The organism is Sorangium sp. So ce363 (assembly GCF_051520435.1).
GTDB lineage: Bacteria > Myxococcota_A > Polyangia > Polyangiales > Polyangiaceae > Sorangium > Sorangium cellulosum_B.
Genome location: NZ_CP150333.1, coordinates 2,203,376 through 2,219,470 on the forward strand (window position 1 = coordinate 2,203,376; position 16,095 = coordinate 2,219,470).

Genomic DNA, 16,095 nt, shown 5'->3' on the forward strand with positions numbered 1-16,095 from the left:
GTCGTGACGCGGTCCACGGCCAAGGAATCCGCGGCGCCGGGTCATCCGCCGCACCCTCTCCCGCCTGCGCGCCGCGTTGACGAGCGCGTCGCCGGCGCGCCCGACGCGGAGCCGACGTGGGGCCGGCGTGGAGCCGCCTCGGTCCGCCCGCGCGCGGTGGTCTCGCCTGGCGTCTCTCCTGGCGATCGCCGCCCAGATCGAATAGATCCCCGGCCATGCTCTCCGAGACCCGCGAGAAAGTCCTCGACATCAAACGGCGCTTTGAGGCGCTAAGGGGGCATCTTTGACGTCCCCAAGCTCGAACGGATGCTCCAGGATCTGACCCAGACGACGCTGTCGTCGGGGTTCTGGAACGATCAGGAAAAGGCCCAAGCCGTCCTCCGCAAGCGCGCCCAGGTCGAGTCGAAGCTCGAGGTGGCGCAGCGGCTCGGCCGCGAGATCGAGGATCTCGCGGAGTACCTCGAGCTCGGCGCTGCCGAGGGCGACGAGGGCGTCATCGCCGACGCCGACGCGCAGGCCGACGCCATCGCCGGGCGCCTGCGCAAGGTCGAGCTCGATCGCATGCTGTCCGGCCCCGCCGACCGCGGCAACGCCATCGTCAGCATCCACCCGGGCGCCGGCGGCACCGACGCGAAGGACTGGGCGTCCATGCTCCTCCGCATGTACCTGCGCTTCTGCGAGCGCCGCGGGTACAAGACGGAGATCATCGATTACCAGGACGGCGACGAGGCCGGCATCGACGCCGTCACCCTCACGGTGAGCGGCGACGCCGCCTACGGCTATCTGCGCTCCGAGGCCGGGGTCCACCGCCTCGTGCGGATGAGCCCGTTCAACGCCGATCACACGCGCCAGACCGCGTTCGCCGCCGTCGAGGTCACCCCGGACAGCGACGACGAGATCAACATCCAGGTCAACGAGAAGGACATCGAGATCACGACGATGCGCGCCGGCGGCAAGGGCGGGCAGAACGTGAACAAGGTCGAGACCGCCGTTCGCCTGCGGCACCTCCCGACCGGCCTCAACATCGTGTGCCGCGCCGAGCGCAGCCAGCACCAGAACCGCGCGATGGCGATGAAGGTCCTCAAGGCGAAGCTGTACGAGATGGAGCTCCAGAAGCGGGATGCCGAGGTCCAGGCCTACAACGCCGCAAAGAGCGCTATCAACTTCGGCAGCCAGATCAGGAACTACGTCCTCGCGCCCTACCGGCTCGTCAAGGACGTGCGCACCTCCACCGAGGCCACCGACGTGGACGCCGTCCTCGACGGCGATCTCGAGGGCTTCATCGAGGCCTACTTGCTCGCCGCGGCCGGCGGTTCGCTCAGGAAGGGCGGCTCCGTCGCGGAGGACGACGCTCCGTGAGCCAGCAAAAAGACAGACCGAATGACAAGAAGACCGAGCGGCTCGTGAAGGAGGCCGCCGAGGCCGCGCGCGCCGAGGAGACGCTGATCGCCACCCGCAAGGCGAAGGCGGCCCGCCTCCGCGCCCGCGGCGACAACCCGTTCGCCAACGACGTCACGGAGGGCGAGCCGCTCGTCGAGCTCGCGGCCGTCCGCGCCCGCTTCGACGGGGCGCGGGCCGCGGCCGAGCCGAGGCCCGAGGGCGCGGCGCCCGAGCGATCCGCCTCCTCCGCGGCGGATCGCTACGATCCGGCGCGCGTCGAGCCGGTCCCGTTCCGCGTCGCGGGCCGGGTCCTCTTCGTGCGCTCGTTCGGCGGCGTCACCTTCGTCCGGCTGCGCGACCGAACCGGCGAGCTCCAGCTCTACTGCGAGCAGGGGAGCCTCGCCGATTTCGAGCGGCTGGAGGACGTCGACCTCGGCGATTTCGTCGAGGCCCGCGGCGTCGCGATGGCGACGCAGAAGGGCGAGCTCTCGATCCGCGCCGAGCGTCTCCGGCTGCTCACGAAGGCCTACCGCCCGCTGCCGACCAAGACGAGCTTCAAGGACGTCGAGTCGCGCTACCGCATGCGGTACGTCGATCTCGTGGCCAACCCGCACGTCGCGGGGGTCTTCCGCGCCCGCACCGCGATCGTCGCCGCGCTGCGCGAGTTCCTCGACACCCGCGGCTTCCTCGAGGTCGAGACCCCGACGATGCACACGCTCGTCGGCGGCGCGGCCGCGAAGCCGTTCAAGACCCACCACAACGCGCTCGACCTCGGGCTCTTCATGCGCATCGCGCCGGAGCTCTTCCTGAAGCGGCTCGTTGTCGGCGGCTTCGAGCGCGTCTACGAGATCGCGCGCTGCTACCGGAACGAGGGGCTGTCGACGCGGCACAACCCCGAGTTCACGATGCTCGAGTACTACCAGGCGTACGCGACGTACGAGACGCTGATGGACGCCACCGAGGCGATGCTCCGCCACGTCGACGCCCGCCTCGCCGAGCGGCTCCCGGCCGAGCACGCGGCCTGGGCCGCGCAGCGCACGTACTCGCTCGAGCGCTTCGAGCGCGTCCCCATGGCCGAGGGGATCGCCCGCGCCCTGTCGAAGTCGGGCCTGCCGGCCGACGTCCCGCAGCGCGTCGCCGCGGACGACGCCCCGATCAAGGAGTGGGCGAAGGCGGCGAAGGCGAGCGGGCGCGAGATCGACTGGACGAACTTCCGCGCGGGCGCGAAGAAGTGCGAGTCGCCTGGCGAGCTCGTCTTCTGCGCCTACGAGTACGTGGTCGAGCCGTTCCTCACGAGGGACTACCGCACGGAGGCGGGCGACAAGAGCGTCCCTGTCTTCATCATCGACTATCCCTTCGAGGTCTCCCCGCTCGCGCGCAAGAAGGACAGCGATCCTTCGCTGGTCGACCGCTTCGAGCTCTTCATCGACGGCCGCGAGCTCTGCAACGCCTTCAGCGAGCTCAACGACCCCGAGGACCAGGACGCGCGCTTCCGCGCGCAGGTCGAGAAGAAGTCGCGGGGCGAGGAGGAGACGATGGATTACGACGCCGACTACGTCCGCGCCTTGGAGCACGGCCTCCCGCCGACGGCGGGCTTCGGCATGGGTGTCGATCGCCTGACGATGCTCCTCACCGGCGCGACCTCCATCCGCGACGTCATCCTGTTCCCGCTCCTCCGTCCCGAGACCGACGCGTGATCGAGCTCTCCAGGTCGTTGCAGGCCGCGCTCCTCGCCGCCGTCGCTCTGGGCATCGTCCTGCTCGCCTGGCGGGGCTACACCCGCTTCGACAAGAAGGGCGAGCTGGAGCCGCGGCGTCCCGGCGTCGTGCGCGTCGGGGTCGTGGTCGCTCTCACGGGCGCCAGCCTGCTCGCGCTCACGCTCGTCGCGTCCAGCGGGCGCGCGAAGGGCCTCGCGCTCATCGGCGCCTTCTTCGCGAGCAATACGGAGAGGATCGCCCCGCTCGTCGCCGCGCTGGTCGTGGCCGGGGCCCTTCGGCTGTTTCGGGCCAGGACGGGTGCGGACAACGCCCGGTGGCTCTCCGGCAGGTGGGGGTCCAAGGCCCGCGTGGGGCTCCGCGTGCTCGGCGCGATGTCCCTGCTCGCCGCGCTCGCGATCGTCGTCCTCTGGGTCGCGGTCCTGCCCATCCAGCCGACCTTCAGGTGGATCCTTGGAGGCATCCTGTTCGGCGCGGGCGCGGGCTATCTGGTCGCCGGGAGCCGCCCTGTCCGCAAGGGGCTCTATCGCGCGCTCGGCTGGTGGTGGGGCGCGCTCGTGGGCGTGGCGTTCGGCGTCACCGCGACGCTCACGGCCAGGATGCCCGTCGGGAAGGGCGCGTCGTTCAATCCCACGGATCAGATCATCCGTTTCACCGCGCTCGTCTCGAGCGTCGTCTTCCTGTTCTTCGTGCTGTCGGCGCTCCTGCCGATCGCCCTCGACGCGCTCGAGCGCCGGAGCTTCGTGCCCCACGTGGCCGCGCGCCACGTGCGCGCCTCGAAGAGCGGCTTTCTCACGGTCATCTCGGTCCTGTCGATGGCCGGTGTCGCGGTCAGCTCGTGCGCCCTGTGCTCGGTGACGAGCATCATGGGCGGCTTCGGCGCCGACCTGAAGCGCAAGATCCTCGGCAACAACGCGCACATGGTCGTCGACGCCTCCCGCCCTGGCGGCTTCGGCAACTGGGACGACAAGCTCACCCAGGTGCGCGTCGCGCTCGCGCCCTACGGAGGCGCCGCGACCCCGGTCGCGGCCGGCGAGGCGATGGGCTCCAGCGCCTCGAACACCGCGGGCGCGCTCGTCCGCGGCATCGATCCGGACACCATCGGGCAGGTCATCGACCTCGCCAAGAACATCGAGGTCGGCAGCTTCGACTACCTGCGCGAGCCCGAGAAGCTGACGGGCCTGCCTCCCGAGGAGATCATCGGTCGAGGTCCGGGCGGGGAGCCGTACTTCAAGGGGCCGGACTTCCGCCAGCCCACGGACGTCGACCCGTCGGTGCGTGACTACCTGAAGCAGCAGACGCGCGTGTACCCGGGCGTCATCATCGGCCGCGAGCTCGCGAAATCGCTCCACGTGCTCGTCGGGGACGAGGTGACCCTCCTGTCGCCGATGGGCGAGCTCGGCCCCACCGGCGTGATGCCGCGCTCCCGCAAGTTCCGCGTCGCGGCGATTTTCTATAGCGGCATGTACGAGTACGACGTCACGCACGCGTACGTCTTGATGGAAGAGGCGCAGAAGTTCTTCAGCCTCGACGACAAGATCACCCACATCGACATCCGGGTCCCGGATCCCGAGCGGGTGCAGGAGGTCCGCCCGGCCGTGGAGGCGGCCGTCGCCGCGAGCGCCGCGCTCGACGAGGCGCCGGAGGGAGGCAAGCCGCCGCCGCAGCTCCGCGTCCGCGACTGGATGGAGATGAACAAAAACCTCTTCAGCGCGCTCAAGCTGGAGAAGATCGCGACGTTCATCATCCTGTCCATCGCCATCGCGGTCGCGAGCTTCTGCATCGTCTGCACGCTGCTCCTCATGGTGACCGAGAAGGGCAAGGAGATCGCCGTCCTGAAGGCGCTGGGCGCCTCGGACAACGCGGTGATGCGCGTGTTCATGCTCGAGGGCGTGATCATCGGCGCCATCGGCACGATCTACGGTGTCGGCACCGCGCTCGCGGTCTGCACGGGCCTGTACTGGTTCGGTGTCCGGCTCGATCCGGACGTCTATTACATCGACCGGTTGCCCGTGAACGTGAACCTCTCCGACTACGCGATGGTCGCGGTCGCGTCGATGCTCATCTGCACCATCGCCACCATCTACCCGGCCCGCGCTGCCTCGAGGCTCTCTCCGGTCGACGGGCTCCGCTACGAGTAATCACTCCATGTCCACTCCGCTCGTCGTCGTCGAAGACCTCCGCAAGACGTTCGTTCACATGGGCCGCGAGCTCCACGTGCTCTGCGGCATCGACATCGTCATCAACCAGGGCGAGGTCGTGGCGTTCGTGGGCCCCTCGGGCGCCGGCAAGAGCACGTTCCTCCACTGCATCGGCACGCTGGACCTCCCGACGAGCGGCCGTATCCGCCTCGGCAACGACGAGCTCACCGGCCTCCCGGGCTCGCGGCTCGCGGCGATCCGGAACCGGACGATCGGCTTCGTCTTCCAGTTCCACCACCTGCTCCCCGAGTTCAACGCGGTCGAGAACGTGATGATGCCGGGCCTCATCCAGGGGAAGACGCGCCGCGAGATGGAGCCGCTCGCGCGCTCGCTGCTCGCCGAGGTCGGGCTCGCGGCGCGCGCGACGCACCGGCCGGGAGAGCTGTCGGGCGGCGAGCAGCAGCGCGTGGCCCTGGCGCGGGCGCTCGTCCTGTCGCCGAAGCTCCTCCTCGCCGACGAGCCGACCGGGAACCTCGACACCGCGACGAGCGACTCGATCCACCAGCTGTTCTTCGAGATGAACCGCAAGCACGGCACCACGATCGTGGTGGTGACGCACAACCTCAGCTTCGCCGAGTCGATGCCGCGCGTGGTGACCATGCGCGACGGGACGATCGAGAGCGATCGCATCGGCAGCGAGCGCGCCGCGGCCCTCGGGTACCGCGACGGCTCAGCCGGATAGCCGCTCGCTCAGGAGCTCGGCCGCGCGCAGCGACATGGCCATGATGGTCATCTGCGGGTTCACGCCGAGCGACGAGGGGATCGCGCTTCCATCACACACGTAGAGCCCGGCGACGTCGTGCGCCTGGTGGTCCGGCCCGAGGCACGATGACCGCGGATCCACCCCGATACGGCACGTCCCGAGCGGGTGGAACGCGGCCACGTCGAGGTCCCCGGCCTTGATCTGCCGCGCCTTCAGCCGCTCCAGGTCCGCGGGGCCGTTCACCTCGTCGCAGCCGGCGACGAGCGGCAGGACGCGCCGCGCCCCCGCGGCCAGGAACACCTCGCAGAGCAGCTCGACCCCGCGCTGCATCTTGGCGACGTCCTCCCGGTTCATCGTGTAGAGCACGAGCGGCGTGCCGCCGATCCCGGGCCTCACCTCGCCGCGGCTCGTGTCCTTGATCATGAACCCGAACGTCGCGAGGTGCGGATACCGCTCCATCAGCTCCGTGTAGCGATGTCCCGTCCAGGGCACGGCCAGCGCGGCGACGTCGAACGGGAGCGAGCCTCCCTCGAACATCAGCCCTTCATCGGCGAAGTGGTCGATCTGGTAGCCCTGCGGGATGCCTTGCCACTGATCGATCCGCTCATCGAAGAGGGCCATCACCTTCGACGCCGGGTGGATCGAAAGGTTCTTTCCCAGCGCGCCGCTCGACAGGCACGCTCCGCTCCGGCGCAGGAGCAGCGGCGTCATCAGCGCGCCGCCGGCCACGACGACGGCCTCCGCCCTGACCACGAGCCGCGGCCCCCGCCCTGCGCCGCTCGCCGCGCGGCCGCCGTGGCCTCCGGCCCTCGTGTCCCCCCCGAGCACGGCAGTCGCCCCCCGCGCGCGGCCCGCCACGATATCGATCGTCCTGACCCGCGCCGCCGTGATGAGCTGCGCGCCCCGCTTCAGCGCCTCGGGCACATAGCTCACGTCGGTCGAGCGCTTGGCCCCCGTTGGGCAGCCGAAGCAGCAGATCCCCTGCCCATCGCAGTCCGGCGCGTTGCGCTGGAGCGGCCCGTGCCGCAGCCCGAGCCGCTCCGCCCCGCGCCGGACGATCGGCCCGATCGCCCCGAGGTGCAGCGGGTCGGCGGGGGCGACCTGGAGCATGCGCTCGACGCGCTCGTAATAAGGAGAGAGCCCGCCGGACGAGAACTCCGCAGGGAGCCCCATGCCGTCTCGCCACGACGCGAAGGTGCTCTCCGGAGCCCGGTAGCAAGTACCGGAGTTGATCACGGTGCTCCCTCCGACGGCGCGCCCCGCGAACACCGGGATATTCACGTTGCCGAGCGTCATGTCGAGCCCGTGGTCGCGGTACATCTCCCGGTAGGCGCGCGCAGGCCGTCCGGTGAAGCTCGAGCGGCGGTGGAAGTCGCCCTCCTCGAGCATGAGCACCGCGTGTCCGCGCGACGCGAGCTCGTAGGCCGCGGCCGCTCCGCCGGCGCCGGTGCCGATCACGAGGACCTCGCACTCGAGCTCCAGGTCCTCCTCGACCTCGCGCCCGTCGGTCACCTGCGCGAGCCAGCGCGGCGCCTCGTCGCGCACCGTGGGCAGCTCGTAGCGGCAGCCGACGTGCTTGAACATCTCGGGCCGGTCGTAGTGGACGAACCTGAGCGGCGTGAGCGCGGCGCGGAGCAGCGAACGCAGCGTCCGCGCCCGGCTCTGCTCGAAGCCGCGGAGCACCGCCATCCGCTCCTCGAGCGGCAGCGCCGACAGCGGCCTGAGCCGGAACGGAAGGGGAGCGAGCTCTATCGCCCACAGCGCCGCGCGCACCCCCTGCGCCAGGTGCGGCGGGATCGAGCCGAGCCAGGCCGCGAGTCGGCTGGCGGTCGCGGCGCCCGCGCCGTCGAGGAAGCGGCCGGGCGGCATCGCCGCCTCGGCGAGCGCGGCGGCGATACGCATCTCCCGCCCAGAGAGCCTGGGCTCCGCGCCGCCGTTTGCCTCGGGGGCCCTCTCCGCGCCGGCATCCTCCCCCGGTGTCCCGGGCCAGCGTTCTCTCCGCTCCAGCGCGGGCAAGCGCCCGAAATCGAGGTCCAATCCAAGGGTCATGGTCCTCCGAACCGCTCGTGAAAACTTCTGTTAATTCTGTAGCAACAGAATCGTCGCGATGCAAGGCGACCTGATCCGCTGGTGGACGTGGCGCGCAGGCGGGCTGATCCGTTGCTCTTGCGCGCGCTGGACGTGGAGCGCAGGCGCCCTGTCACGGCATCGGCAGGACCCAGATCGGCGAGCGAGGCTGGAGCTCGAGGTGCTTCCAGGCGTCCTCGGCGATCGCCATGCCGAGCTCTCCCTCATCGCGGAGGCTCGCGGCGACCGCGCGAAAGTAAGGGGCGTCTGGGCGCTCGATCGCGAGGATGCCCTTCGGATCCGACGGGCTCGGGGTGAACGGGCGGCCCGCCTTCGCCCGGCGCGTATCGCGCACGAGCGAGATTTCGTCCATGCGGGCGGTGAAGTGCGGCCCTCCGTCGAACGGATCGACCCTGTGGGCATAGCGGAAGCCGACGCGGCGGAGCAGCTTCTCCACCCCCCGGGTCTGCGCCCCTACCTTCCCGATCACGCGCTGCGCGTCCTCGGGCAGCAGCGAGGCGTAGATGGTCCCCTCCGGGAAGAGCCCCTTGATGAACTCCTTGTTCTTCTTGGAGAGGAGATCCGCGTCGGCATAGCTCATGTCGGTGAACTTGCGCCCGAGCGCTTCCCAGAGGTGGCTTGTCCCGTCCGGCTCGAGGGGGGGCATCAGCTCCGCGAGGATCTCGTCCTGGAACAGCGCGGATCGCGCGGCCATGTAGAGGAAGCGAACATAGGAGATCATCGTGCCGAGCCGCTCGGGCCCTTGCCGGTACTCCGGCATGAGCACGAGCCCGCCGATCTCCGTGGGGCCGTTGTACGAGTAGCCGATGCGCAGCACGGTATGATGGAAGTGCTTGTCGATCGTGGCCGAGTACTTCTCCTCGTCGAGCACGTCGAAGAAGATGTAGGGGATGCCGCGCCGGCCGAGCTGCGCGATGATCATCGACGTCCCGACGATCATGCCCTTGTCGCCCTTCGTCAGGTCGACGAGCACGAAGACGTATTGGCGGAGGCGGGGATCCTGGATCGCCCCGTTGAAGCTCTTGTGGCTCTCGGCGACGATCTCGTGGATTGCGTCACGGTTGTTCGGCAGGTTGACCGAGTTCAGGTGGCGCGCGACATAGAGGAGCTGTTCCTCGTCGCCGGTCACGGCTGCGCGTATCTCGAACGAGACCATCGCCGGAAGCCTACGCGTGGCGCCCGTCCTTGGCCATTGCTCCGGAGGCCGTGCGCACGGCGCAGAGCGGCGATCGCCGCTCGCCCTGGCCGGCCGGACAGCGCGAGCCTGGCGCGGGACGTCGCGCGCGTCAGCCGAGCTCAGCGCGCGACGCTTCGTCCGTGGCGTCGCGCGGCGGCTCCGCGCGTCAGCCGAGCTGAGCGCGCAGCGCTTCGTCCATGGCATCGAGCGGCGGCTCCCGCCCGGTGTACAGCCGGAACTGCTCTGCAGCCTGGTGGAGGAGCATCCTCCCGCCGTGAACGGCGGTCGCTCCGCGCCGACGCGCCGACGCCACGAGCTCCGTGATCATCGGTTTGTACACGATATCCATCACCAGGAGACCGTCCCGCAATACCTCTTCCGGGACAGGGCTTCGCGGATCGACCTCGGCCATGCCGAGCGACGTGGCGTTCACGAGGACGCCGTGGTCGGGCGAGAGCGCCGCTGCGTCGAGCGGCACGGCCGCCCCGCCGACCGCCGCCGCGAGCTGCCGCGCCTTCTCGAGATCGCGGTTCGCCACCGTGACGCTGGCGCCGCGCTCCGCGAGCCCGAACGCGACCGCGCGCGCCGCGCCGCCGGCGCCGAGGAGCAGCACCCGCGCGCCCCCGAGCTGCGTCACCTCCTCGAGCGCCCGCACCGCGCCGATCCAGTCGGTATTGTAGCCCCTGAGGCGCCCGTCGTTGTTCACGATGGTGTTGACCGCGCCGATCCGCTCGGCGACGGGATCGAGCTCGTCGAGCAATGGAATTACCGCCTGCTTGTAGGGCATCGACACGCCGAGGCCGCGGATCCCGAGCGCGCGCATCCCGCGCGTCGCGCCTTCAACATCGGTCACCGCAAAAGGGATATAGGTAAAATCGAGTCCCAGCGCGCGGTAGCCGGCGAGGTGCATGGCGGCCCCTGTCGTTACCGGATGACGCGACATTGATCCGCAGAGTGTGAGGCGGCCCAGAGCTTGGGAGAGTGGTGCAGTCGATGAAGTGCAGCCGTGCATGCAGCGAAGCTGGCTTGTCTCGAGCGCGGATGCTAGCCCCGCCAGAGATGAGCGAGCCCAGCGTTCCCCGGCCGGCGGTGGAGGCCGCGGCGGTGTGCCTCCAGCCCGACAAGGCCGGACTTTTCATGCTTCGATCCGATCGCGCGCTCGCGCGGCGCGCCTACCAGACGGTCGCGCCGCTCGGGCGGAGCCTCCTCAAGATCCTCGCGGCGCTCGCGATCCTCACGCTGGGTCGCTCGACCCTCGCGGACCAGTACCACGTGCCCACCGGCTCGATGTGGCCGACGATCGCCCCGGGCGATCGCATCCTCGTCGACAAGGTCGCCTACGGGCTCCGCGTCCCGCTCACGGAACACTACCTGTTCGAGCGCAGCGGGCCGAGCGCCGGCGACGTGGTGCTCTTCGCGGATCCGCGCGGCGGGTCCACCCTCCTCGTCAAGCGGGTGATCGCGCTCCCGGGCCAGACGGTGATGCTCCGGCAAGGCGTGCTGTACGTCGACGGTGCGGCGCAAGCCCTCGAGCAGCTCGGGGACGGCACGAGGGTGGAGCACCTCGGCGAGGTCACACACGCGGCCGGCGAGCCCGACTTCGACGCGTTCGGTCCGGTCGTCGTCCCGCCGGACCACCTCTTCGTGATGGGCGACAACCGCGCCGCCTCGCTCGACAGCCGGGCGATGGGGGCGGTGCCGAGGGAGCTGCTGCGCGGCCGCGTGCTCCGCGTCGTCTATCACCATGACGCCGCGGGCTTCGATCTGTCCCGCGCGCTGCGGAGCGTCGACTGACCGGCTGCTCTAGGCTTCCCCGCTTGCCACCATCTCCCTGAGCTCATCGCCGCTCAGGGTCTCGACCTCGTAGAGCCGGGCGGCGACGCGCTCGAGCGTCGGCCGGTGCCCCTGGATCAAAGCGCGCGCCCGCGCTTCCGCGTCCGCGAGGATCCGCGCGACCTCCGCGTCGATCGCGCGCGCGGTCGCGTCGCTGCACTCCCGCGGCCCTGCGCCGGACGGCATCGCGCCCTGCGCTTCGCCGAGGAACGACAGCGGCCGGCGCGGCTCGAGCGCCGAGAGCCCGACCCCCTGGCCCATCCCGAGCTCGCGGACCATGCGACGCGCGAGCTCGGTCGCGTTGAGCAGATCGTCCTGCGCGCCGGTCGAGAGGTCTCCGACGGCCTCCTCCTCGGCGACGCGCCCGCCCAGCAGCACGACCAGCCGATCGAGGATCTCCTGCCGGCTCCACAGGTAACGATCCTCGCGCGGCTGCTGGATCGTGTACCCGAGCGCGCCCGGCCCCCGCGGCACGATGGACACCTTGCGCACCGGATCCTGCGTCGGCAGCAGCGAGGCGGTCAGCGCATGCCCCACCTCGTGGTAGGCGACGACGAGCTTCTCGCGCGCTCCGAGCCGCCTGCCACGGCGCTCGAGCCCGGCGAGCCCGCGCTCGATCGCCGCCTCCAGGTCGCTCTGTCCCACCGCCTCCGCGCCGCGCCGCGCCGCGAGCAGCGCCGCCTCGTTGACGATGTTCGCGAGGTCGGCGCCGACGAGCCCCGCGGTCTGCGCGGCCACGGCGTCGAGATCCGCGCCGGGATCGAGCGCCACCTTCCTCGCGTGCACCGCGAGGATCTCCTTCCGTTCGGCGAGGTCGGGCCGATCGATGTGCACCCGGCGGTCGAACCGCCCTGGCCTGAGCAGCGCCGGATCGAGGATCTCGGCGCGGTTCGTCGCGGCGATCACGACCATGGCCGTGTGCGCGTCGAACCCATCCATCTCGGTCAGGAGCTGGTTGAGCGTCTGCTCCCGCTCGTCGTGGCCGCCGACGGACCCGCCGAGGCCGCGCACCTTGCCGACCGCATCGAGCTCGTCGATGAACACGAGGCAGGGCCCCTTCTCGCGCGCCTGGGAGAAGAGGTCGCGCACGCGCGCGGCGCCGACGCCGACGAACATCTCCACGAACTCCGACCCGCTTGCGCTGAAGAAGGGTACGCTCGCCTCTCCCGCGATCGCCCGAGCGAGCAACGTCTTGCCCGTGCCGGGCGGCCCCACGAGGAGCACCCCTCTGGGCATCCGCCCGCCGAGCTTCTCGTAGCGCTCGGGCGCTTTGAGGAAGTCGACGATCTCGCCGAGCTCCGTCTTCGCCTCGGCGTTGCCGGCGACATCGCGGAACGTCGCGATCGCGCCCCGCTCCTCGTAGAGCCGCGCCTTGTGCTTGCCGAAGGCGGTCGCGGCGCCCGAGATCGTCCCTGCCGTCGCCGCACGGCGCGACACGAGGTGGCCCATCGCCGCCAGACCGGCGAGCGGCAGCAGCAGCCAGAGGTACGGCGGCAGCCCCAGCTCGTCCGCGACGCGCGTGTACGGGATCCCTCGCCGGTCGAGAGCGGCGAGCAGATCCTTCTCGGTCTGCTCGATGCGCCCCGTGCGGTAACTCTGCGGCGCACGCGCGCTCAGGCCGGGCACCGCGCGTCCGATGTACATGTCATCCCGGATCTCGATCTCGGCGAGCTCTCCGCTCTCCGCGAGCGAGCGGAAGCGCGCGTAGGGGATCCGGCCGTCGGACGCCGCCATCACCTGAAGCAGCAACGCCGAGCCGAGCACCAGGACGAGAACAATCCAGAGCGACCGCATGCTCCCGCCTCCGCACGGACAGGCGACATGGCCGGCGAGGCCGACCTGTCGTCACGGTGCGCCCTGCACGGAGCCTGCCAAGGCGGCCCGTGCACCCTCGCGGCAAGCGCGACAAGCCGAGGCGTCGCTCGATCCGCCGCGCAGCGCCGAGCGCGCCCGGCGCGCCATGGACGCCCGGCGCGAGCCGATCAACCCTCGCTGCATGGGGAGAGCTCTTTTCTTGATCATGGTCATGGGTCCGTTGTCGACGTTGCTGCTCGGGTGCGGAGGGGCCTCGCCGCCTACGATCGAGCAGCCCGAGCCAGCGCGGCCGGAGGAGCGGGCGCCGGCGGCCGAGCCCGCGAGCGATGCCGCCCAGGGCGCCGAGGTGCGGGAGGCAGACGCGGAGCCCGGCGCCGCGGCGCCGGCGCCGCCGCGTCGCGACGACTCGGTGCCCGACGACTACGCGCTCATGCATGGCGACTGCGTGGATCTGGGCAAGCGGCTCACAGTGCTCACGCGCTCGGAGCAGGTCGCGGCGCTCAGCGCCAAGCTCACGGCGGAGCAGCGGGGCGAGACCGAGAAGAAGATCGACGCCGTCGCGGCCACGCTGGGGGAGCAGTACGCGCAGTCGTGCGAGCAGAACGTCGGCAAGAGCGTGGATCCGAGGTCGCTCAAGTGCGCGTTCGACGCGCGGACCGTCAGGGCGTTCGAGGCCTGCCTCAACGCGCCCCCGCCGGCCCAATGACGCCTCGGCGACGCGGCGAGCGGCGGATGACGGCGCGCTCGGCGGAGATATAATGGGCGTCTCCCATGGACGCTTCGCTCCTCGATGACCCCTGGATCGCCGCTCAGGTCGACGCCGCCGTGGCGCCTTACGTGGGGCGCCTGCCCGCGCACGAGATCGCGTGGATGCGCGAGCAGCTCGTGGAGGTCTTGCTGCACGACGAGGAGGCGAGCCGCCTCCTGCGGCGCGCGCATCCGCGCGAGGTCGACGAGAGCGGCGAGCGGGCGTTCGGGGTGCTCGGCGCAGCGGGGCGCGCCAAGGCGGGATAGCGGTGCGCACTCCGGAAGACCGGCTCCTCGCCGAGGGGCTCGACCTGCTTCAGCTGGTCGCGAAGCGCATCGCGCGCCGTCTGGGCCGCCGGATCCCGGTGGAGGACCTCGTCGCGCTGGGGCACCCGGCGCTGCTCGAGATCGTGCGGACGCACGATCCGAGCCGATCCACCTTCGAGGCCTACGCCAAGCGGAAGCTCCGGTGGGCCATCTTCGACGGCGTCCGGAGGGAGACGCGCTGGCGTTCCGCGGCCGCGCGGGCCAGCGCGCTCGCTGCGTCGGCGCGCTTCGCCGAGGGACGCGGGGCGGACGACGACGCCGACGCGCCTGCCACGCAGGAGGCCTACGCCGCGCGGCTCGGCGATCTGCTCGCCGGGCATGCGGCCGCGATGGCGCTCGGCCTGCTCTCGAGTCACGGGGACGTCGCCGCCGTCCCCGACGCCGCGGACGACCCGGAGGAGCGCGCCTCTCGCGCCGAGCTCGCGCAGGCCGTGCGTCACGCCGTGCGCGAGCTCCCGGAGCGCGAGCGCACCCTCGTGGAGCGCCACTACTTCGACGACGAACGCTTCGATCAGATCGCGCAGGATCTCGGGATCAGCAAGAGCTGGGCGAGCCGGCTGCACAGCCAGGCGATCGAGCGGCTGGGTGAGCTGCTCCGCACAGCGCGCTGAGGCGCGGGCGCCTCGCCGCCCGCCGGCGGATGCCGGTCAGCGCTGCCGGCTCTGGAACGAGCGGAGATACGGGGCCCGCTCGTCGTCGCTGACCGGCTCGTTGCTGATCACCCGGTGGTCGCGCGGCAGGAAATACACGAGCCGGACCGTCATGTGGTCCTTCGCGACGGTCAGCTTCCCCTTGCGACGGAGCTCCGCGGCCTCCTCGAAGCTCTGCGCCTTCGGATCGTAGGCGATCATGTGCAGATCGGACCCGAACGGCGCGGGCAGCTCTTCCACCTCGACGATCTTGTAGATGCGGATCCCTCCGCTCTGCTCGGCGGCTGCGACCACGGCGCCGATCACCAGATCCTTGCCCGTCGGATCGGAGGTCTCGGGCACCGGGGGGGCGCGGTCACATGCAGGCGCGAGCGTCAGGATGCCGGCGCACACGGCGGCGAGCGCGATCGACCTCATGGGCGCTGAATAACATCGATGCCACCCGGCGCAAGCGGCGACCGCGCTGTTGCCCGGGTTGCGCTGTTACGCGGGCCTGCAGGCCAGTCGGGGGTTGCGGGCGTTGGTGGCGCGCTGCGACGTCGTCCGCCGCCTCGAGGCGGTGTCGTGGTAGACGGCGCGCTCGACACGGTGATCGGGAGCGATCCCTGGAGGAGTGCGATCATGCGACTCGAGGACACGAAGTTCGTCGTCACAGGTGCTGCCCAGGGGCTGGGTCGCCACTATGCGCTGCGGCTCGCGGAGCTCGGGGGCCAGGTCGCCGCCGGCGACATGAACGAGGAGGGGCTCGCGTCGCTCGTCGAGGCGAGCAAGGGGCTCGCCGGCAAGGTCCATGCGCGGACGGTCAACGTGGCGGTGGAGGCCGAGGTGGAGGCGTTCGTCCGCTTCGCGCACGAGGCGATGGGCGGCCTGAACGGCCTCGTGAACAACGCGGGCATCCTGCGGGACGGCCTGCTCGTCAAGAAGGACCGCCAGACGGGCGCGGTCGTCAAGCTGAGCGCGGCGCAGTGGCAGGCCGTCATCGACGTCAACCTGACGGGGGCCACGCTCATGGTCCGCGAGGTCGTCGCGAAGATGATCGAGACCGAGCAGAAGGGCGTCATCGTCAACATCAGCTCCATCGCGCGCCACGGCAACCGGGGCCAGTCGAGCTACACCGCTGCGAAGAGCGCGCTCGCGGCGAACACGAAGACCTGGGCGCTCGAGTTCGCGCCGTTCGGCATCCGCGTCGGCGCCGTTGCGCCCGGCATGATCGAGACGCCCATGACGCAGGGCATGCACCAGAAGGCGCGCGACGCCTTGGTCGCCATGATCCCTGTGGGCCGCATCGGCGTGCCCGAGGACATCTGGCAGGCCGTGCGCTTCGTGATCGAGTGCGAGTACTTCAACGGTCGCTGCATCGACGTCGACGGCGGCCTCACGATGTGACGCCGTCACGCGGCCGACCGCTCCGCGCTGGGCGTGCGTTCGCGCCTCGCCTCCCGGCCGCGCTCGCGCGGCG

General features: G+C 70.9%; 14 protein-coding genes. 9 read left to right on the forward strand and 5 right to left on the reverse strand.

Going from position 1 to position 16,095, the window contains the following annotated elements; genetic code table 11:
- Window positions 1–215 precede the first annotated feature (215 nt).
- The 4 genes from prfB to WMF12_RS08555 all read left to right on the forward strand — a co-directional run bounded on the left by prfB (window position 216) and on the right by WMF12_RS08555 (window position 5,978).
- A protein-coding gene (prfB, locus tag WMF12_RS08540) for a peptide chain release factor 2 (protein ID WP_437534213.1) occupies window positions 216–1,359 on the forward strand; the annotation gives its coding sequence in 2 pieces (ribosomal slippage) (window positions 216–284 and window positions 286–1,359; 1,143 coding nt in all).
- A complete protein-coding gene (lysS, locus tag WMF12_RS08545) occupies window positions 1,356–3,077 on the forward strand; it encodes a lysine--tRNA ligase (protein WP_437869926.1) in 1,722 nt (573 codons plus the stop codon). The genes prfB and lysS overlap by 4 nt, the downstream gene beginning before the upstream one ends.
- Window positions 3,074–5,236 (forward strand): FtsX-like permease family protein, encoded by a 2,163-nt coding sequence (locus WMF12_RS08550; protein WP_437869927.1) that lies wholly within the window; start codon window positions 3,074–3,076, stop codon window positions 5,234–5,236. The genes lysS and WMF12_RS08550 overlap by 4 nt, the downstream gene beginning before the upstream one ends.
- 7 nt (window positions 5,237–5,243) lie before the next feature.
- The gene (locus tag WMF12_RS08555) at window positions 5,244–5,978 is read left to right on the forward strand and encodes an ABC transporter ATP-binding protein (RefSeq protein ID WP_272101325.1); all 735 of its coding nucleotides are present in this window, start codon (window positions 5,244–5,246) and stop codon (window positions 5,976–5,978) included.
- Here WMF12_RS08555 and WMF12_RS08560 read toward each other — a convergent pair.
- The 3 genes from WMF12_RS08560 to WMF12_RS08570 all read right to left on the reverse strand — a co-directional run bounded on the left by WMF12_RS08560 (window position 5,967) and on the right by WMF12_RS08570 (window position 10,276).
- Complete coding sequence (locus tag WMF12_RS08560; protein WP_437869928.1) at window positions 5,967–8,048, reverse strand: FAD-dependent oxidoreductase; 2,082 nt, start codon at window positions 8,046–8,048, stop codon at window positions 5,967–5,969. The two genes, WMF12_RS08555 and WMF12_RS08560, sit on opposite strands and share 12 nt — an antisense overlap.
- A 151-nt stretch (window positions 8,049–8,199) precedes the next feature.
- Window positions 8,200–9,243, reverse strand: a complete 1,044-nt coding sequence (locus WMF12_RS08565) for an arginine N-succinyltransferase (RefSeq protein WP_437745113.1) — start codon at window positions 9,241–9,243, stop codon at window positions 8,200–8,202.
- 187 nt (window positions 9,244–9,430) lie between these two features.
- Window positions 9,431–10,276 (reverse strand): shikimate dehydrogenase, encoded by an 846-nt coding sequence (locus WMF12_RS08570; RefSeq protein WP_437869929.1) that lies wholly within the window; start codon window positions 10,274–10,276, stop codon window positions 9,431–9,433.
- A 47-nt stretch (window positions 10,277–10,323) separates the two neighbouring features.
- On the opposite strand from WMF12_RS08570, the gene lepB reads away from it, so the two are divergent.
- Window positions 10,324–11,058, forward strand: a complete 735-nt coding sequence (lepB, locus tag WMF12_RS08575) for a signal peptidase I (protein WP_437869930.1) — start codon at window positions 10,324–10,326, stop codon at window positions 11,056–11,058.
- 9 nt (window positions 11,059–11,067) lie between these two features.
- Here lepB and ftsH read toward each other — a convergent pair whose 3' ends face one another.
- Window positions 11,068–12,891: an ATP-dependent zinc metalloprotease FtsH gene (ftsH, locus tag WMF12_RS08580; RefSeq protein ID WP_437869931.1), complete on the reverse strand. Its 1,824-nt coding sequence runs from the start codon at window positions 12,889–12,891 to the stop codon at window positions 11,068–11,070.
- 232 nt (window positions 12,892–13,123) lie between these two features.
- Between ftsH and WMF12_RS08585 the strand changes: the two genes are divergently transcribed.
- From WMF12_RS08585 to WMF12_RS08595, 3 genes are all read left to right on the forward strand, one after another.
- The gene (locus tag WMF12_RS08585; protein ID WP_437869932.1) at window positions 13,124–13,618 is read left to right on the forward strand and encodes a hypothetical protein; all 495 of its coding nucleotides are present in this window, start codon (window positions 13,124–13,126) and stop codon (window positions 13,616–13,618) included.
- Window positions 13,619–13,683: 65 nt separating this feature from the next.
- Window positions 13,684–13,926, forward strand: coding sequence for a hypothetical protein (locus tag WMF12_RS08590; protein ID WP_012234278.1), 243 nt, complete (start codon window positions 13,684–13,686; stop codon window positions 13,924–13,926).
- 2 nt (window positions 13,927–13,928) lie between these two features.
- Entirely contained in the window at window positions 13,929–14,597 is a 669-nt protein-coding gene (locus tag WMF12_RS08595; protein ID WP_437869933.1) for a sigma-70 family RNA polymerase sigma factor, read from the forward strand.
- 36 nt (window positions 14,598–14,633) lie between these two features.
- Here WMF12_RS08595 and WMF12_RS08600 read toward each other — a convergent pair whose 3' ends face one another.
- Window positions 14,634–15,053 (reverse strand): hypothetical protein, encoded by a 420-nt coding sequence (locus tag WMF12_RS08600; RefSeq protein ID WP_437745119.1) that lies wholly within the window; start codon window positions 15,051–15,053, stop codon window positions 14,634–14,636.
- Window positions 15,054–15,257: 204 nt separating this feature from the next.
- On the opposite strand from WMF12_RS08600, the gene WMF12_RS08605 reads away from it, so the two are divergent.
- Window positions 15,258–16,022: an SDR family oxidoreductase gene (locus WMF12_RS08605; RefSeq protein ID WP_437869934.1), complete on the forward strand. Its 765-nt coding sequence runs from the start codon at window positions 15,258–15,260 to the stop codon at window positions 16,020–16,022.
- Window positions 16,023–16,095: the final 73 nt, after the last annotated feature.